Origin of the sequence: Pseudonocardia sp. McavD-2-B, from assembly GCF_024124365.1 — a bacterium.
GTDB classification, from domain to species: domain Bacteria; phylum Actinomycetota; class Actinomycetes; order Mycobacteriales; family Pseudonocardiaceae; genus Pseudonocardia; species Pseudonocardia alni.
In genome coordinates, this window is the sequence record NZ_JAMXSG010000012.1 from 1 (window position 1) to 17121 (window position 17121).

Genomic DNA, 17121 nt, shown 5'->3' on the forward strand with positions numbered 1-17121 from the left:
CGCAGTCGCAGGCGGCCGGGTCGGTCGCGGCACCGGTCGTGGACGCGTCGTCGGGCGTCAGCGGGTCCCCGGCGTCGCGGTCGTGGCTCAGCGCGCGGGCACCCCAGTACCCGGCGGCGGCCAGGAGCACCGCGCACAGCGTCACGGTCACCGCGATCGCCCACCCGGCCGGGCCCGCCGCGCGGGCCGTCCCGGACATGTCCATGGCGGCACCGCCGCCGTGGTGGGCGTGGGCACCGCCGCCGCCCGCGGCCTCCGCCGGTGAGGCCATGATCAGCGGCATCGCGGCGAGCATCCAGACCATCGCCGCGGCCATCAGTGCGTGCGCCGCACCCGCGACCCGCCCCGAGGGTCCGCAGGGCACCCCGCGTGACGCGGTGACCAGGAAGAACACACCCAGCACGGAGAACAGGACGATCTGGGTCCACAGCCCGGCGCTGCCGTACCAGGTCCAGGTCATGACGACCATCGCCGCGCTCATCAGCAGGTGCGCGAGCTCCGCGGTGCGGTGCGCGGCGGAGCGACGCTCCGAGACCGCGGTGGCCCAGCGGGTCAGCGCGTAGAACCCGATGGCGGCGAACACCGCCGTCAGGGCCCAGGCCAGCGGCAACGACGAGATCACAGGTACTCCTCGGGGGCGGGGGAGGTGCGGGGGCGCACGCCGGAAGTGGTCGCCGGTGGGGCCTGTCCGGTTCCCGCCCGTACCGGTCCGGTGGGTGCGACGCCGGTCACTCCCGTCGTGATCGTCGGACGGCGGTGGTCGGGTGGCGCGGAGCCCGGACGCCGCGACGGTCGGGTGCCGCTGTGGTCGGGGCGGCGGCCCGGTGGGACGCGTCGGGTGCGGCGCGGTCTCAGGGGCGGGCGGCGCGCCGTACGCCGGGCGCGGCCGCCCCGGCGGTCCCGGTTCCGTCCTCGCCGAGCGCGCGCAGCAGGTCCTCGCGTGCCCGGGCGACCCGGGACCGGATGGTGCCGACCGGGCAGCCGCAGACCTGCGCGGCCTCGGCGTAGCCCAGGTCCAGGACCTGGGTCAGGACGAACGCCTCACGACGGTCGTCGGGCAGCGCGTCGACCAGCGTCCGCAGCAGGACGGCCTCCTGCGCGCCGGTGCGGGGCACCGCGCGCTCCAGCACCTCCTGGGTGTCCTCGCCCAGGTCCCGCACGCGGGGCCGGCGGACCGCGGTGCGCACCGCGTCGACGGCGACCCGGCGGGCGACCGACAGCAGCCAGGTGCGCGCGGTGGAGCGGCCCGCGAACGAGGGCAGCGACCGCAGGGCCCGCAGGAACGTCTCCTGGGTGAGGTCCTCGGCGTCGTCGCGGCCGAGGTGGACGAGGAAGCGGTGGACGTCGACCTGGGTCGCCCGCACGAACTCCGCGAGCGCGGCTGTGTCACCGGCACCCGCGGCCAACGCCCACGCCGTCACGGTGGCGTCGTCGTGGCGTTCGGGCACGCTGGTCACGGTAGCCGTCGGCCGTGCGGGGCAGAAGCCCGACCCGGTCACCGTCCGCTCGGTGGGAGCACGGTGTGTGACCGGATCGGTGCTGTCCGGACGCTACCGTCGCAGGGGGTCCGACATGTGGGTCAGCTGGTCCGGGGGCAAGGACGCGGCGACGGCGCTGGCCGCCGCGCGGCGGGCCGGAGCGCGGGTGACCGGGCTGCTCAGCACCGTCACGGCAGGGCCCGGTGGCGCGGAGATCGCGGTGCACGGCGTGGGGGCCGCGCTCGTCGCCGCCCAGGCCGACGCGCTGGGCCTGCCGCTGCACCGGGTGGAGCTGCCGCCGTCGTGCCCCGACGGCGAGTACCGGGCCCGGCTGCGGGCCGCGCTCGCGCCGGCCGCCGCGTCCGGTGTCACCGGGCTGGTGCACGGCGACCTGGCGCTGGCCGACGTCCGTGCGTTCCGCGAGGAGGTCCTCGACGGCACCGGGGTCACCGGGGTGTTCCCGCTGTGGGGCGCGGCGACCGGTGCGCTGGCCGCCGGGATGCTCGACGCCGGGTTGCGGGCGGTCGTCGTCGCCGTCGACCCGGGCCGGGTCCCCGCGCGGCTCGCCGGGGCCGTGTTCGACGCCGAGTTCCTGGCCGCGCTGCCACCGGGGGTCGACCCGTGCGGGGAGAACGGCGAGTTCCACACCTTCGTCACCGGCGGGCCGGGGTTCGCCCACGACGTGCCGGTCGCGGTCACCGGCACCGTCGCCCGCGACGGCCACGTGCAGGCCGTGCTGGCCCCGGCCGGCTGAGACCGGGCCGGGCCCGCCGGGCGGCTCAGCCCGCGGTGCGGGAGGCGAGCAGCCGGAACGCCGGCGTCGGCAGCTCGGGGGCGAGGTCGACCACGCAGGTCCGGGCCAGGATCTCCAGGGTGCGCGGGCAGGCGCCGGGGCCGTGGTCGATCTCGGTGCCGTTGGCCGCGTACGGGTCGAACCCGGGGTGCAGCGGGTTGCGGGCCCGCAGCGAGCGCCAGTTCGTGTAGACGTGCCGGCCGGTGTCGATGAGCCGGTGCACGCCGCGGCGGGCACCGAACTCCGCCGCCGCCTCGGCCGACGGGAAGGCCAGCGCCAGCCCGGCGGCGTGCGCCGGGTCGTGGTGCGGCACCGGCTCCAGGTCGCGCCCGATCCGGTCCGACAGCGCCGACAGCATGATGTCGCGGTGCCGCCCGCGCCGGGCGATCTGCGCACGCAGGCCGGCCAGCTGCGGACGCAGCACCGCCGCGGACAGCTCGGGCATCCGCAGGTTGATCCCGACGATCAGGTCCGCGTCGGCCCCGGCGAATCCGGCGCGTTCGTAGCTGCCGACGTCGTGGTACATCGACGCCCGCTCGAACAGCTTCGGGTCCCGGGTGACCAGGGCACCGCCCTCGCCGGAGCGGATGTTCTTGTGCTGATTGAAGCTGAAGGCGCCGGCGTGGCCGATCGACCCGGCCGGGCGCCCCCGGTACGTGACGCCGATGGCCTGGCAGGCGTCCTCGATCACCACGAGGTCGTGGGCGGCCGCGACGTCCATGATCGCGTCCATGTCGGCGACATGGTTGAGCATGTGCACCGGCAGCACCGCCCGGCTGCGCGGGGTGATCCGGTCCTTGAGGTCGGCCGGGTCCATCGTGAGCGAGGCGTCGACCTCGACCAGGACCGGCACGGCGCCGACGGCGAGCGCCGCGGCGGCCGTCGACACCCAGGTATAGGCGGGGAGGAGCACCTCGTCGCCGGGGCCGACCCCGGCGCCGACGAGCGCCGCGACCAGGGCGCTGGTGCCGCTGTTGACGGCCAGTGCGTGCGAGGTCCCGAGGAACCCGGCGAGCTCGGACTCGAACCGTGCGACCTCCGAGCGGTCGCCGCCGGTGAAGCGGCCCAGCTCCCCGCGCCCGAGGACCCGGACCGTCGCGGCCATCCCCCGTGCGGTCGTCGCCATGGCGGCGAGTCCCATACCGTGCTCCTCCGGATGCGAACCGTGTGAACCGGACACGACGGTACCGGGCGGGTCGGCACGCCCCCGGCGACGGGAGGCTGGGAGCAGCCACAGCGTCCTCACAGCCGAGCCGGGGCACCATCGGTGGCAGTACCGCACCACGTTCGGAAGGAACCGCCCTCCATGCTCATCGACACCCGGCGCGCGCTCCCCGGCTCCATCTTCGAGGCCGAGGTCTGCGTGATCGGCAGCGGTCCGGCCGGGGCCGCGGCCGCGACCGAGCTGGCCGACCGCGGCCTGCGCGTCGTCGTCCTGGAGGGTGGCGGCCCGGGTCTGAGCCGCACCGCCCGCGACACCTACCGGGGCATCACCGGGCGGGGCAAGCACGACCCGGTCGACGCCGTCCGGCAGAAACGCCTCGGCGGCACCTCCCTGGTGTGGGGCGGGCGCTGCGCCCCGCTCGACGACGTCGACTTCTCCGACCGCGAGTGGATGCCCGGTGCCGCGTGGCCGATCCGGCACGAGGAGCTGCGCGCCTGGTACCCGGCCGCCCAGCGGCACCTCGACGCCGGCGCCTGCGAGTACTCGGCCCCGGAGTCGGGCTTCCCGGCTGCCCCAGCCGGGATCCACAGCGACACCCTGCGCTGGGACGACCTGTGGCGCTGGAGCCCGCCGACGTCGTTCGCACCGACCGTGGAGAACATGGCGAAGGCGGGGCGGATCCGGCTGTTCCTGCACGCCACCGTCGCCCGTCTGGAGCGCGACCCGGTGTCGGGCACCGCGACCGAGGCCGTCGTCGTCCCGCGGCCGGGATGCGACATCCGGATCCGGGCGCGGCACTTCGTCGTCGCGGCGGGGGGCCTGGAGTCGGTCCGGATCCTGCTCGCCTCCGACGGCTACGGCGGCACCGGGACCGGAGCCGGGATCGGCGACGAGTACGGCCAGGTCGGGCGGCACTACATGACCCACCCGGTGGGCGAGGTCGGGCGGCTGCGGCTGACCACGGCCGGGCGCACGCTGGGCCTGGGCTACCTGCCCACCGACGACGGCGTCTACGCCCGCCGGATGCTCTCGCTGTCCCCGCAGGTCCAGGTCGACCACCGGCTGGGCAACCTGAAGGCAGCGCTGTGGTTCGCCGACCCGAAGGACGCCGAGCACGGCGACGCGCTGCTGTCGACGTTCGCGCTGACCTACTGGGGCCTGGGCAAGCTCCGCACCGGGTTCAAGGCCGCCGGGACGCACGCCCAGTACAGCCACACCACCGACATCGGCCACCACGTGCGCAACGTCGCCGCCGACCCGCTGCGGGTGGCACGCTTCGCCCGTGGGTGGGCCCGGCCGCGGATCACCGGGGAGCGGCGGGTGCCGTCGTTCATGCCGCTGGACTCCGCGCACTGCCGGCTGCGGTTCGACGCCGAGCAGACCCCCGACCCGGGGAACCGGGTCACGCTCGACCGCGAGCGCGACGCGCTGGGCCAGCACCGGCTGCGGGTCGACTACCGGGTCTCCGCCGCTGACCGGGAGGCGATCGTGACGTCGCTGTCCCTGATCGGCAAGGAGCTGGAGCGGACCGGGCTCGCCCACGTCGACCTGTCCGACGTGGAGCACGTGTACGACATGGACATGACCGACGGCACCCACCAGATGGGGCTGCTGCGCATGTCGGACTCGCCGCGCACCGGCGTCGTGGACCCGGAGTGCCGGGTGCACGGCACGCCGAACGTGCACATCGCCTCCAGCGCGGTGTTCCCGTCGGCCGGCGCGGTCGGGCCGACGCTGGCGCTGGTCGCGCTGGCCTGCCGGACCGCGGAGCTGATCGCGGCCGACGTCCGGGGCTGAGCCCGCGCGGTCAGCCGCGCAGCAGCGTGACCCCGGTCCCGGCGTCGTCGAGCGCCGCCCACATCTCCTCGAGGGGAAGTGGGCGGCGCCGGGTCCGGGTGATCACCGCGTGCGACGGCGTCGGGACGAACGGGAACACCGCCGCCAGCCCGGCGACGGTCTCGCAGAGCCGCTGGGCGGCCGCGGCCAGGGACCGGACGTCGGCGCCGGGCAGCAGGAGGAGGAATTCCTCGCGCCCGACGCGCACCGGCCGCCCGGCGGACCCGACCTGCCCGGTGAGCAGCCGGGCGATCCCGCGGAGCACCGCGGTCTCGGCACGGAACCCGTGTCGCCGGGTCATCGACCCCAGCCCGTGCACCCGCAACAGCACCAGGCCCAGGGGCAGGGTGCCCGGGGCGGACCCGTCGAGCCAGCGGTCCAGGAACGCCCGGGTCGGCAGCCCGCTGCGCGGGTCGCGCTCGGCGCCGGGTTCGAGCTCGTCGAGCCGGGTCTGCGCGGCGTCGGCGCGGCGGCGTTCCAGCGACAGCTCACGGGCGAGGGTGTCCGCGGCGGCGTCGTAACGGTGGTCGGTGGCCGTGCCGGGGATGGGGACGACCCGGGAGAGCACCTCGTCGAGGCCGCCGGTGTGCCGCGAGCCGAGCCGCGCGCCGAGCTGGTGACGCAGCCGCAGCAGCTCGGAGTGGGCGTCGGCGTGCCGGAACGACCAGCGGGCGGAGAACAGCCTGCCCCGCTCCAGCGAGCGCGCCGCCCCGTCGACGGCCTCCAGGTCGTGGGCGACGACGGTCGCCCCGGACCGCGGCGTCAGGACGGTGACGCTCCACTCGCGGGCCGCGTCCTCGCCGCCGGTGAGACGGACGTGCCCGAGGCCGTCGGGGAGCCCGTCGGGGGCGTCGCCGACGGTGGCGACGACGGCGCCGTCCCCGCACACGGCGGCGAGCCGGTCCCAGACGCCGAGTGCCGGCCGGAGGTACTCCGACCGCTGGACGAGCCCGACGACCGCCATCGGCCGGTCCCGGGACGGCGCGAGGGCGAACTCCTCGATCGCCAGGGCGAGCGCGTCGAGCAGCGGCTTCGTGACGGTCCGTGAGGGGCGGTGCGCGACGCCGGGCATGAGTGTGGAGTCCCCGGCACTGATCACTCACGCCTCACTCATTTGCAGTAACGCTTGTCACAGAGTTATACGTGTGTGAACGGTTAAGCGGTTGCCTGTGTGATGCGAGTCTCGGTCCCACCCCGTAACAGTGCGGCGGCAAGTACCGCACCGATCACGAGGAGTGATGATCCGATCCACATGGCGCTCGTGAACCCCGGCCCGAACGACGCCGGGTCTGCGGGGGCGTCCCCGCGGATCCCCGCGATCGCGGGTACGGCCGCGACCGCGAGCAGGCCCGCGGCCCGCGCGATCGCGTTGTTGACCCCCGACGCGACGCCCGCGTGCCGGTCCGCCGCCGCGTCGAGCACCGCCGTGGTCAGCGGCGCGACGGCCGCGGACAGCCCCAGCCCGACCAGCGCCGTCGCCGGGAGCACGTCGGTGAGCCAGGTCGCGCCGGGCCCGATCCGCGACGCCAGCAGCATCCCGGCCGCGGCCAGCAGCAGCCCGCCGGTGACCAGCGGTGCCGGGCCCGTGCGCGTCGCGAGCCGTCCGGCGCGGGCCGACAGCAGCAGCATGAGCACGGTGACCGGCAGGGTCGCGGTCCCCGCCAGCAACGGGGAGAACCCGGCCACGATCTGCAGCTGCACGGCGAGCAGCACGAACAGCAGCCCCAGCGCCGCATAGACGGCGACGGTCACGACGTTCGCGCCGGTGAACCGGCGCCCGTCCCCGGCGTCGCCGGTGCCGGTGAACAGCTCCGGTGGCACCAGCGGGGACCGGCTGCGCCGTTCGACCAGCGCGAACGCCACGAGTGCCGCCACTCCGGCGAGGCCCGCGCCCCACACCTGCAGTCCGGGCGATGCACCGGCGCCGGCCGCCGTCCCGGCCCAGGTCAGCAACGCCAGCCCGGCGACCGCGAGCACGCTGCCCGGGACGTCGAGCCGGTGCGCGGCGTCGGGGTCACGCGACTCGGGCACGTGCCGCACCGCCACCGCGACGACGACCGCCGCGAGCGGCAGGTTGATCAGGAACACCGCCCGCCACGACCACTCCACGAGCGTCCCGCCGACGAACGGGCCCAGCGCCCCCGCGACCCCGCCGAGCCCGGACCAGGCCCCGATGGCCGCCGCCCGGTCCGCCCCGTGGAACGACGCCGAGATCAGTGCCAGGCTGCCCGGGGTCAGCAACGCCCCGCCCACCCCCTGCAGGGCCCGGGCCGCGGCGAGCACCTCGACGCTCGGCGCCAGCCCGCACAGCAGTGAGGCCAGCGCGAACCAGACCGCCCCGGTCACGAAGATCCGCCGCCTGCCGAACCGGTCGCCCAGCGAGCCGCCGAGCAGGATCAGCCCGGCCAGGGTCAGGGTGTAGCCGTTGACCGTCCACTGGAGACCGGCGAATCCGGCGCCGAGGTCCTCGGCGATGCGGGGCAGGGCGATCGTGACGACGGTGTTGTCGAGCATCGCCATGCCCGAGCCGAGCACGCAGGCCGTGATGACCCAACGGCCGGCCGCGGTGCCGGTGCGCAGTCCGGTGTCCATGGTCGGCGAACACCGGGACGTCCTGGTCTCTTCCGTCGCCGGGCCTCGGGGTCAGCCGGTGACCACCCCCGCCCGCCGCCCGGCCTCGGTGAGCCGCTCGGCCAGCAGCGCCGCGCCCGCCTCGTCCACCCGCCCCACCGACAGCCGCAGCATCTGCCGGTCGTCGGGCAGGAACGCGGTGCCCGGGATGGTCAGGGTGTCGTGGTCGAGCAGCAGTGTCCGGACGACGTCGAGGGTCGGGCGGTCCGGGAACGGGTGGCGCACCCAGGCGAAGAACCCGCCGAGCGCGGCGATCTCGAACCCGCCCGGGCGGTCGGCGAGTGCGGCACCGACCCACTCCCGCCGCCGGGCGATCTCCGCGACCCGGTCGGCCCGCCACACCCCGGCGAGGGTGAGCCCGGCCACCGCGGCCTCCTGCCCGGTCCGCGGTGCGCAGATGGCGATGCAGTCGAGCAGCTTGAGCACCTGGCGTCGCAGCTCCGGGCCGGCGACGACCGACCCGACCCGGTACGCCGGGATCGCCAGGTCCTTGGAGTAGGAGTGCAGACCGACCACGGTCGAACGCCACGCCGGGTCGGCGAACAGCGTGTGCGACGGCTCGGTCGTGTCCGGGCGGAACGAGCGGTAGGTCTCGTCGAGGACGAGCGCGATGTCGTGGCGTCGGGCCAGCTCGGCGAACGCGGTGATCTCCTCGGGCGGGACCGTCACCCCGCTCGGGTTCCCCGGCGTGACCAGCACGATCGCCCGGGTGCGCGGGGTGAGGAGCGCCTCGGCGTCGGCGGCGCGCGGGACCAGGTCGGCGTCGGGCTCCAGGTACACCGGCGTCACGCCGCGCATCCGCAGCCACATGTCGTGGTTGAAGTAGTAGGGCAGCGGCGAGATCACCTCGTCACCCGGGCCGGCGAGCGCATCGGCGACCACGGCGAACGCCTGGTTGCAGCCCGCGGTGACCACGACGTCGTCGGGCGTGAGGTCCCCGCCGTGCTCGCGGGCCAGCTCGTCGGCGATCGCCTGCCGCAACGGCGGGATGCCCGGCACCGGCGCGTAGCCGGACAGGCCGGGGTCCCGTGCGACCTCGACGACGCGCTCGACGACCTCGGGTGCCGGCGGGTACGGCGGCGCGGCCTGCGACAGGTCCAGCAACGGGTGCGTCGCGTTCCGTGCCGGGTCCCGCTCGCCGGCCAGCGCGAGGGCCGCACCGATGGGGGAGTCGCTGCCGGCCGCCGTCGTGGGGTCGAGTCGCACCGTCGGATGCCGCCTTCCGGGTCGTCCTGCGTCGGTCCTGCGGTCCGATCGTCGCCGACGCGGCCCGGGGCGGTCCAGCGACCCTCGGGATACGGTCGCCGCAGCAGGCGTTGCGAGGTGGCACGGTGGTCGAGGTCCGGACGGCGCCCGGCGCGGGGTTCCGCCGCCGGGTCCTGCTCGTCCTGTGCCTCACCGAGATCACCAGCTGGGGCGTCCTCTACTACGCGTTCCCGGTGCTCGCCCCGTCGATCTCGGCGGACACCGGCTGGTCGGTGAGCGCGGTGACCGGCGCGTTCTCCGCGGGCCTCGGGGTGTCCGCGCCGGCCGGGATCGTCGTCGGACGGCTGTTGGACCGGTGGGGCCCGCGCTGGGTGATGACGGCCGGGTCGCTGCTGGGGGTGCCCGCCGTCGTCGGGATCGCCGTCGCACCGTCCTGGCCGTGGTTCCTCGCCGCGTGGCTGGTCGCGGGGCTCGCGCAGTCCGCGACGCTGTACCCGCCCGCGTTCGCGGCGCTGACCCGCTGGTGGGGAAGCGACCGGGTGCGCGCGCTGACCGGGCTCACCCTGGCCGGCGGCCTGGCCAGCACGGTGTTCGCGCCGCTGTCGGCGGCGCTGCTCGGCGGGTTCGGCTGGCGCGGCACCTACCTGGTGCTCGCCGCCGTCCTGCTGGTCGTGACGGTCCCTGCGCACCTGCTCGGGCTGCGCGGCCCGTGGCCGGGGGCCCCCGCCCCGCCCGAGCACGCCGACCCGGGCGCGATCGTGCGCAGCCGCCCGTTCCTGCTGACCGTGGCCGCGGTGTTCCTCGGCACGTTCTGCGGGTTCGCGGTCGCGGTGAACCAGGTGCCGCTGCTCATCGAGCGGGGACTCGACGTACAGACGGCGGCCTGGGCGCTCGGGCTCGGCGGGGTCGGGCAGGTCGCCGGGCGGGCCCTCTACACCCGCGTCGTGGGACGGCTGGCCCCACCGGCACGGGCGGTGCTCGTCCTGGCGGCGCTGGCCGCGTCGACCGCGCTGCTGGGACTGCTGCCCGGCCCGGCGTGGCTGCTGGTCGGCGCGGCGGTGCTGACCGGCGCGGCCCGCGGGATCACGACGCTGCTGCAGGCCACAGCGGTGTCGGACCGGTGGCCGTCGCGGTTCTACGGGCGGCTCGGCGGGCTGCTGGCGGCACCCGCGACGGTGGCGGTCGCGGTCTCGCCGTGGGCCGGCGCGGCGCTGGCCGGGCCGCTCGGGGGCTACCCGCAGCTGTTCGCGGTGCTCGCCGGGGCCGCGGCGGTGGGGGCGGTGCTGGCCGTCGGCACCCGGGTCCGTGATCCGCGCTGACCCGGCTGTGGGGCCGTGCCCGTCCCGGGTGTTCACGGGGACGTTCCCTCACACGTGGGCGACGGGCCCGGAACGCACGAAACCGGCCACGGAGGACCGTGACCGGTTTCGGAGGATGTGTGTCCGAGGGGGGACTTGAACCCCCACCCCCTTATACGGGGACTAGCACCTCAAGCTAGCGCGTCTGCCATTCCGCCACTCGGACGTCGCGATCTCTCGATCGCGTCGTGAGGAAGCATAGCCGAGGCCCGCGGCCGGGTCGCGGCGGGGTCGGCACGCGTCGCCGGTGGTAGAACGACGCCCATGACCGCTTCAGCGAACGACGACCCGACCAGCGCCGAGGACGAGGTCGTGCAGCTGTGTTCGGAGCTGATCCGGATCGACACGACCAACACCGCCGACCCGGAGACCCTCGTCGGTGAGGCCGAGGCGGCCGACTACGTCGCGGACAAGCTGCGCGAGGTCGGCTACGACGTCGAGCTGGTCGAGTCCGGTATGCCCGGGCGGATGAACGTGATCGCCCGGCTCGAGGGCGCCGACCGCTCCCGCGGTGCACTGCTGATGCACGGCCACCTCGACGTCGTCCCCGCGGACGCGAGCGAGTGGTCGGTGCACCCGTTCTCCGGGGCCGTGCAGGACGGCTACGTCTGGGGCCGCGGCGCCGTCGACATGAAGGACATGGACGCGATGATGCTGGCGGTCGCCCGCCGCTTCAAGCGTGAGGGCGTCGTCCCGCCGCGGGACATCGTGTGGGCCTTCGTCGCCGACGAGGAGGCCGGCGGGAAGTGGGGCGCGCAGTGGCTGGTCGAGCACCGGCCCGATCTCTTCGAGGGGTGCACCGAGGCCGTCGGAGAGGTCGGCGGGTTCTCGCTGACCCTCGGTGAGGACCAGCGGGCCTACCTGATCGAGGCCGCGGAGAAGGGCATCGCCTGGATGCGGCTGCGGGCCAGGGGCAAGCCCGGCCACGGCTCGTTCCTGCACGACGACAACGCCGTCACCATCCTGGCCGAGGCCGTCGCCCGGCTCGGGAACCACACGTTCCCGCTCACGATCACCGACACGGTGCAGGCGTTCCTGGACCGGATGACCGAGCTGACCGGCGTCGAGTACCCGGAGGACGACCTCGAGGGCGCACTGGCCAAGCTCGGCCCGATCTCGCGGATCATCGGCGCGACGGTCCGGGACACCGCGAACCCGACGATGCTCGACGCCGGGTACAAGGCCAACGTCATCCCGTCGACGGCCGAGGCGGTCGTCGACTGCCGGGTGCTGCCGGGCCGCGAGGAGGCGTTCCTGCGCGAGGTCGACGAGCTGCTCGGCCCGGACGTCGAGCGCGAGTGGGTCACCGACCTGCCCGCCGTCGAGACGCCGTTCGAGGGTGCACTGACCGACGCGATGCAGGCCGCGCTGCGCACCGAGGACCCGACCGCCGAGATCGTCCCGTACATGCTGTCCGGGGGGACCGACGCGAAGGCGTTCTCGACGCTGGGCATGAAGTGCTACGGCTTCGCGCCGCTGCGGCTCCCCCCGGAGCTGGACTTCGCGTCGCTGTTCCACGGCATCGACGAGCGGGTGCCGGTGGACGCGCTGAGGTTCGGCACCCGGGTGCTCGACCGCTTCCTGCGCACGGTGTGACGGGGACGCCGGGCCCGGCCGGGCCCGGCACCCCGCTCCGTGACGGCACCGGCCGCCGGGTGGCAGGGTGGCGGCATGGATCTCTCGGGCAAGGTCGCCCTGGTCACCGGAGGCGCGTCGGGCATCGGCGCGGCCGCGGTCGACCGGCTGGTGGCGGCAGGTGCGCAGGTCGTGGTCGTCGACCGGGACGCCGACGGCGCCGCGGCCGTCGCGGAGAGGGCCGGTGGGCTCGCCCACGCGGCCGACGTCACCGACCCCGCGGCGATGGCCGCCGCGGTGGCCGCGGCCGAGGAGCGTTTCGGGCGGCTCGACATCGTGCTGCTCAACGCCGGCATCACGGCGGGCCAGTCCGGCGTCACCGACCTCGACCTGGACGGCTACCGGCGCATCCTCGGCGTGAACCTCGACCACGTGGTGTTCGGGCTCAACGCCGCCGTCCCGGCGCTGCGCCGCGCCGGGGGCGGGCACGTGGTGGCGACCGCGTCGCTGGCCGGGCTGATCGGCCTGCCCGGCGACGCGCTCTACACCGCGACCAAGCACGCCGTCGTCGGCTACGTCCGGGCCGCGGGCCCGGCGCTGGCGGGGGAGGGCATCCGGGTCACCGCCGTGTGTCCCGGGTTCGCCGACACCCCGCTGATCGGCAACGTCCGCGCCCAGTTCGGCGACTTCCCGCTGCTGGGGGCCGACGACGTCGCCGCGGCCGTCGAGCAGATCCTGGAGCGGGGCGAGCCGGGGGAGTGCTGGTACGTGCAGCCCGGCCGCGAGCCCGCGCCCTACGGCTTCCGGGGGGTGCCCAGCCCGCGCGGGGCGGGCACGCCGCCGGACGTCGGCTGGCAGGACGCCTGAGAGGGGTCTTGACCTGAACCGCGGTGCAGGTCACATCCTGGGCGCATGGCCGAGCTGAACCACACCATCGTCCACTCCCGTGACAAGCGCGCCGGGGCGGCGTACCTCGCCGAGATCCTGGGACTGCCCGAGCCGACGTCGTTCGGGCCGTTCCGGGTCGTGCGTGTCGCCAACGGCGTCGACCTGGACTTCATGGACGCCGACCCGGCGACGATCGTCCCGCAGCACTACGCGTTCCTGGTCTCCGACGACGAGTTCGACGCCGCGTTCGCCCGGATCACCGCCCGCGGCCGGCAGTACTGGGCAGACCCCGGCGGGAGCCGTCCCGGCGAGATCAACACCCACGACGGCGGCCGGGGCGTGTACTTCGACGACCCGTCCGGGCACCGCCTGGAGCTCATCACGGTGCCCTACGGCGGCTGACGGGCGGGGACCGTCAGAAGGTGGGCTCGGGCAGCAGGCCCTGCTGGGCGCCGAGCCGTCGTCGCAGCACGATCTTGCGCACGCCGCCGGGGTAGAGGCGCAGCCGGGACAGCTCCCAGCCGGAGAACTCGGCCTGGATCGCCAGCCGCACCGACGCCGTCAGCCGGGAGACGTCCCCCTCGATGCGGACCGGGCGGTACTCGTACCGGTCGTCGGTCCAGCCGTCGCCGTCCCGAGTCCCGGCCACCCGATTCCCGGCGGCGGAGTCCTCCGACCCGTTCCCAGCGCCCTCGGTCATGCGTGCCTCCCGGTCGTGCCGTGCTCGTCGGTGCCCACCGGGTGAACGGTGGGTGTCGCGTCGGGCATTCCCACTGTAAAGGGCACCCGGGCCGGCGGGGGAGGCTCAGACGGGGTCGCTCACGTCGTCGAGCGCGGTGCGGATCTCGGCGGGCAGCACGAGGTCCTCGGCTGCGAGCGAGGCCCGCAGCTGGGCCGCGTCCCGCGCCCCGACGACGGCCGAGGCCACCCCCGGGCGGTCCCGCACCCAGGTCAGCGCCACCGACAGCGGTGAGGTGCCGAGCCCGTCGGCGGCGGTGAGGACCGACTGGACGATCCGTGCCGAGTGCTCGGTGCGGCGCGCCTCCACGTACGAGGCCAGCAGCGCGCTCGCGCCCCGCGAGTCCGCCGGGGTGCCGTCGGTGTACTTGCCCGTGAGCACCCCCCGGCCCAGCGGGGCCCAGGCCAGCAGCCCGAGGCCGTGGTACCGGGCGGCGGGCAGGAGCTCGGCCTCCGGCTCCCGGGCGAGCAGCGAGTACTCCACCTGCGCCGACACCGGACGGCAGACGGCCGGGTCGGGCCCGGCGGTGGCGCCACCCGCGACGGTCGCCAGCTGCCAGCCGGCCGGGGCGACCAGCCCGGCGTAGCGCACCCGTCCGGAGTAGACGGCGACCTGCACCGCGGACAGCGTCTCGTCCAGCGGCACCCGGGGGTCCCAGCCGGGGAACTGCCACAGGTCCAGGTGCCCGGTGCCCAGCCGGCGCAGCGTGCGGTCCAGTGAGCGCAGCAGCGCGGTCCGCGAGGCCCGTTCACCCGCGTCGGGGGCGGCCGTGCCGCGTCCGGCGAGGACGACGTCGTCGCGACGCACGGTGCCCCGCAGCAGCCCGCCGAGCACCTGCTGGGCGGCGCCGCCGCCGTAGTCCTCGGCGGTCTCGACGAGGGTCCCGCCGACGTCGACGAACGCGCGCAGCTGGTCCGCGGCATCGGCGGGGGAGGTGTCCTCGCCCCAGGTCATGGTGCCCAGGCCGACCCGCGACACCTCGAGGCCGCTGCTGCCCACCGGTCTGCGTTGCACGGTCGCCGAGCCTAGGCGCGCGGGCCCGCGGGACCGGTGAGGGCGCGCAGAGTGACCCCCGTCTCGGCGAGTACGGTGACGGCCCGTGATCATCCAGGAGCCGAGCCGCCAGGACCGGACGACGCCGGACCGGGGCGCCCCGGCCCGCGGCCGCGACGGGAGTCGGTCGTGAGCTGGCTCGAGGTCGTCGTCCTCGGGATCGTCCAGGGGCTCACCGAGTTCCTCCCGGTGTCCTCCTCGGCGCACCTGCGGATCGTCTCGGCGGTCGGTTTCGGCCGGGACCCGGGGGCGGCGTTCACCGCCGTCTCCCAGCTCGGCACCGAGGCCGCGGTGATCGTCTACTTCGCCAAGGACATCTGGCACCTGTTCCTCACCTGGGTGCGCGGGTTCCGCGACGCCGAGGTCCGCGCCACCGACGACTACCGGCTGGCCTGGCTGGTCATCATCGGGTCGGTCCCGATCGCGGTGCTCGGGGTGCTGTTCAAGGACCAGATCGAGGGCGTCGCCCGGAACCTCTGGCTGGTCGCGACCACGCTGATCGTGTTCGGTGTCCTGCTCGGCCTGGCCGAGCGCTTCGGCAAGCAGGTCAAGCCGGTCGAACGGATCACCGTCAAGGACGGCATCCTGCTCGGCTTCGCCCAGGCCATGGCGCTGATCCCGGGCGTCTCGCGGTCCGGTGGCACGATCACCGCCGGCCTGTTCCTGGGGCTGACCCGGCCCGCGATCGTGCGGTACTCGTTCCTGCTGGCGATCCCGTCGGTGTTCGGGGCCGGCCTGTTCACGCTGCCCGACGTGTTCGCCGGCGACGGCCCGTCCGGGGCGCAGATGCTCGTGGCGGTGGTGGTCGCGTTCGTCGTCGGCTACGCGGTGATCGCCTGGCTGCTCCGGTTCGTGCAGAACAACACCGTCTACGTGTTCGTCGCCTACCGGATCGCGCTCGGTGTCGCCCTGCTCGCCGCCCTGTCGCTCGGCGCGGTCAGCGCGTACTGACCGCCGTCACTCCCGTAGCCTCGGTCGGCGTGACGACCTTGATCCTGCTGCGGCACGGCCGGTCCACCGCGAACACCGCGGGCGTGCTGGCCGGGCGTACCCCGGGTGTGGAGCTCGACGACCGCGGCCGGGAGCAGGCGGCGGCCGTCGTCGACCGGCTCGCGGCCCTGCCGATCGCCTCGGTCGTGACCTCCCCGCTGGAGCGGTGCCGCCAGACCGTCGCGCCGCTCGCGGCGGCCCGCGGGCTGGAGCCGGTCGTCGAGGACGACCTGGCCGAGGTCGACTACGGCGCGTGGACCGGGCGGAAGATCACCGACCTGCTCAAGGAGGACCTGTGGAAGGTCGTCCAGGCGCACCCGTCGGCCGCGACCTTCCCGGACGGCGAGTCCCTGGCCGGGATGCAGGCCCGCTCGGTCGCGGCGGTGCGTCGCCACGTCGCCCGGGTCCGGGCCGAGCACGGCGAGGACGCGATCGTCCTGGCCTGCAGCCACGGGGACGTGATCAAGGCGATCCTCGCCGACGCGCTGGCCAGCCACCTCGACAACTTCCAGCGGATCGTCGTCGACACCTGCTCGGTGAGCGTCGTCACCTACACCGAGCTGCGGCCGTTCGTCGCGCGGATGAACGAGCAGTCCGGCGACGTCGCGAGCCTGGTCCCCAAGCCGAAGCCCGCCGAGGGCGAGGAACAGCCGGTGAACGCCTCCGACGCCGTGGTCGGGGGTTCCACGAACGCGTGAGGCGGGGTGATCCACCTCGCATCGTCCCTGGTGGACGCACCCACAGGTGACCGCGGGGATGCCCCCGCAGCCGGATACGCCTACCCTGGGAAGGGTCATGGCACGCGTCATCCACGTCTTCCGCCGACCCGACCGCTTCGTGGCCGGGACCGTCGGCGAGCCCGGCGATCGCGCCTTCTACCTGCAGGCGATCGAGAGCAGCCGCACGATCAGTGTGCTGCTGGAGAAACAGCAGGTCTCGGTGCTGGCCGAACGCATCACGGCGCTGCTGGGCGAGGTGTCGAAGCGCTTCGGCGAGGACAACCTGCTCGGCGCGACCGTGGCCACGGGGTCCTCGGACAGCGACCCGCTCGCGGTCCCGCTGGAGGAGGAGTTCCGGGTCGGGACCATGGGCCTGGGCTGGGACGCCGACTCGAGCTCGATCGTCGTCGAGCTGCTCGCGGTCACCGAGGAGGAGATCGACGAGTCGGTCGTCCTCGACGACACCGAGGAGGGCCCGGACGCGCTGCGCGTGTTCCTGTCCCCGACGGCGGCCAAGGCCTTCGCCGAGCGCGCCGAGAAGGTCGTCGACGCGGGCCGTGCCCCGTGCCCGCTCTGCGCCGAGCCGCTCGACCCCGAGGGCCACGTCTGCGTGCGCCTCAACGGCTACCACGACCGCAACCCCGTGGCCGGGACGGAGTGACGCTCGACCTGCGCGACCCCGCCGTGTTC

The 17121-nt window shown here is 75.1% G+C and carries 17 protein-coding genes and 1 tRNA gene; 9 read left to right on the top strand and 9 right to left on the bottom strand.

The annotated features are described in order from the left end of the window. Positions 1–622, bottom strand: a 622-nt coding sequence (locus tag NH602_RS03410) for a DUF5134 domain-containing protein (RefSeq protein WP_253067006.1), incomplete at its 3' end; no start/stop codon positions are given. Positions 623–851: 229 nt separating this feature from the next. Continuing rightward, positions 852–1448: a sigma-70 family RNA polymerase sigma factor gene (locus NH602_RS03415; protein WP_217266888.1), complete on the bottom strand. Its 597-nt coding sequence runs from the start codon at positions 1446–1448 to the stop codon at positions 852–854. A gap of 124 nt (positions 1449–1572) precedes the next feature. Here NH602_RS03415 and NH602_RS03420 point away from each other — a divergent pair, with 124 nt between their 5' ends. Then, entirely contained in the window at positions 1573–2232 is a 660-nt protein-coding gene (locus NH602_RS03420) for an ATP-binding protein (RefSeq protein ID WP_179762894.1), read from the top strand. A gap of 25 nt (positions 2233–2257) precedes the next feature. Here NH602_RS03420 and NH602_RS03425 read toward each other — a convergent pair whose 3' ends face one another. Further along, the gene (locus tag NH602_RS03425) at positions 2258–3412 is read right to left on the bottom strand and encodes a DegT/DnrJ/EryC1/StrS aminotransferase family protein (RefSeq protein WP_253067007.1); all 1155 of its coding nucleotides are present in this window, start codon (positions 3410–3412) and stop codon (positions 2258–2260) included. A 165-nt stretch (positions 3413–3577) separates the two neighbouring features. Here NH602_RS03425 and NH602_RS03430 point away from each other — a divergent pair, with 165 nt between their 5' ends. Beyond that, positions 3578–5233 carry an FAD-dependent oxidoreductase gene (locus NH602_RS03430; protein WP_253067008.1) on the top strand — a complete coding sequence of 552 codons (1656 nt, stop codon included), beginning with the start codon at positions 3578–3580 and terminating at the stop codon, positions 5231–5233. A gap of 10 nt (positions 5234–5243) precedes the next feature. Here NH602_RS03430 and NH602_RS03435 read toward each other — a convergent pair whose 3' ends face one another. From NH602_RS03435 to NH602_RS03445, 3 genes are read right to left on the bottom strand one after another with little or no spacing between them, the layout of a single operon-like run. Next, positions 5244–6371, bottom strand: coding sequence for a diguanylate cyclase domain-containing protein (locus tag NH602_RS03435; protein WP_179760848.1), 1128 nt, complete (start codon positions 6369–6371; stop codon positions 5244–5246). A 56-nt stretch (positions 6372–6427) separates the two neighbouring features. Then, on the bottom strand, positions 6428–7864 hold the full coding sequence (locus NH602_RS03440) for an MFS transporter (RefSeq protein ID WP_100879884.1): 1437 nt from the start codon (positions 7862–7864) through the stop codon (positions 6428–6430). 51 nt (positions 7865–7915) lie between these two features. Next, complete coding sequence (locus tag NH602_RS03445) at positions 7916–9109, bottom strand: aminotransferase (RefSeq protein WP_253067009.1); 1194 nt, start codon at positions 9107–9109, stop codon at positions 7916–7918. A gap of 125 nt (positions 9110–9234) precedes the next feature. Between NH602_RS03445 and NH602_RS03450 the strand changes: the two genes are divergently transcribed. Next, positions 9235–10428: an MFS transporter gene (locus tag NH602_RS03450; protein ID WP_253067010.1), complete on the top strand. Its 1194-nt coding sequence runs from the start codon at positions 9235–9237 to the stop codon at positions 10426–10428. Between the two features lie 120 nt (positions 10429–10548). On the opposite strand, the gene NH602_RS03455 is transcribed toward NH602_RS03450, so the two are convergent. Beyond that, a tRNA-Leu gene (locus NH602_RS03455) sits at positions 10549–10633 on the bottom strand. A 98-nt stretch (positions 10634–10731) separates the two neighbouring features. Between NH602_RS03455 and NH602_RS03460 the strand changes: the two genes are divergently transcribed. From NH602_RS03460 to NH602_RS03470, 3 genes are all read left to right on the top strand, one after another. After that, positions 10732–12063, top strand: coding sequence for a M20/M25/M40 family metallo-hydrolase (locus tag NH602_RS03460; RefSeq protein WP_100879886.1), 1332 nt, complete (start codon positions 10732–10734; stop codon positions 12061–12063). A 75-nt stretch (positions 12064–12138) separates the two neighbouring features. Then, the gene (locus NH602_RS03465; protein WP_073575525.1) at positions 12139–12909 is read left to right on the top strand and encodes an SDR family oxidoreductase; all 771 of its coding nucleotides are present in this window, start codon (positions 12139–12141) and stop codon (positions 12907–12909) included. Between the two features lie 45 nt (positions 12910–12954). Beyond that, a complete protein-coding gene (locus tag NH602_RS03470; RefSeq protein WP_073575461.1) occupies positions 12955–13332 on the top strand; it encodes a VOC family protein in 378 nt (125 codons plus the stop codon). Between the two features lie 13 nt (positions 13333–13345). Here the strand turns inward: NH602_RS03470 and NH602_RS03475 are convergent, their stop codons facing one another. Together NH602_RS03475 and NH602_RS03480 are read right to left on the bottom strand one after the other, a co-directional pair. Continuing rightward, positions 13346–13630, bottom strand: a complete 285-nt coding sequence (locus NH602_RS03475; protein ID WP_062400830.1) for a DUF5703 family protein — start codon at positions 13628–13630, stop codon at positions 13346–13348. Between the two features lie 105 nt (positions 13631–13735). Then, positions 13736–14683, bottom strand: a complete 948-nt coding sequence (locus tag NH602_RS03480; protein WP_073575460.1) for an aldo/keto reductase — start codon at positions 14681–14683, stop codon at positions 13736–13738. 168 nt (positions 14684–14851) lie between these two features. Here NH602_RS03480 and NH602_RS03485 point away from each other — a divergent pair, with 168 nt between their 5' ends. The 3 genes from NH602_RS03485 (at position 14852) to NH602_RS03495 (ending at position 17092) form a co-directional block, all read left to right on the top strand. Next, a complete protein-coding gene (locus tag NH602_RS03485) occupies positions 14852–15673 on the top strand; it encodes an undecaprenyl-diphosphate phosphatase (protein WP_073575459.1) in 822 nt (273 codons plus the stop codon). 29 nt (positions 15674–15702) lie between these two features. Next, positions 15703–16410: a histidine phosphatase family protein gene (locus tag NH602_RS03490; protein ID WP_073575458.1), complete on the top strand. Its 708-nt coding sequence runs from the start codon at positions 15703–15705 to the stop codon at positions 16408–16410. A gap of 97 nt (positions 16411–16507) precedes the next feature. After that, positions 16508–17092, top strand: a complete 585-nt coding sequence (locus NH602_RS03495; RefSeq protein WP_073575457.1) for a DUF3090 domain-containing protein — start codon at positions 16508–16510, stop codon at positions 17090–17092. The last annotated feature ends 29 nt before the right edge of the window (positions 17093–17121 follow it).

Excerpts from the sequence above, each read along its gene's own strand:
- NH602_RS03420 (WP_179762894.1), top strand. The coding sequence starts at position 1,573 with ATGTGGGTCAGCTGGTCCGGGGGCAAGGACGCGGCGACGGCGCTGGCC.
- NH602_RS03425 (WP_253067007.1), bottom strand. The coding sequence starts at position 3,412 with ATGGGACTCGCCGCCATGGCGACGACCGCACGGGGGATGGCCGCGACG.
- NH602_RS03430 (WP_253067008.1), top strand. The coding sequence starts at position 3,578 with ATGCTCATCGACACCCGGCGCGCGCTCCCCGGCTCCATCTTCGAGGCC.
- NH602_RS03440 (WP_100879884.1), bottom strand. The coding sequence starts at position 7,864 with ATGGACACCGGACTGCGCACCGGCACCGCGGCCGGCCGTTGGGTCATC.
- NH602_RS03460 (WP_100879886.1), top strand. The coding sequence starts at position 10,732 with ATGACCGCTTCAGCGAACGACGACCCGACCAGCGCCGAGGACGAGGTC.
- NH602_RS03465 (WP_073575525.1), top strand. The coding sequence starts at position 12,139 with ATGGATCTCTCGGGCAAGGTCGCCCTGGTCACCGGAGGCGCGTCGGGC.
- NH602_RS03470 (WP_073575461.1), top strand. The coding sequence starts at position 12,955 with ATGGCCGAGCTGAACCACACCATCGTCCACTCCCGTGACAAGCGCGCC.
- NH602_RS03475 (WP_062400830.1), bottom strand. The coding sequence starts at position 13,630 with ATGACCGAGGGCGCTGGGAACGGGTCGGAGGACTCCGCCGCCGGGAAT.
- NH602_RS03495 (WP_073575457.1), top strand. The coding sequence starts at position 16,508 with ATGGCACGCGTCATCCACGTCTTCCGCCGACCCGACCGCTTCGTGGCC.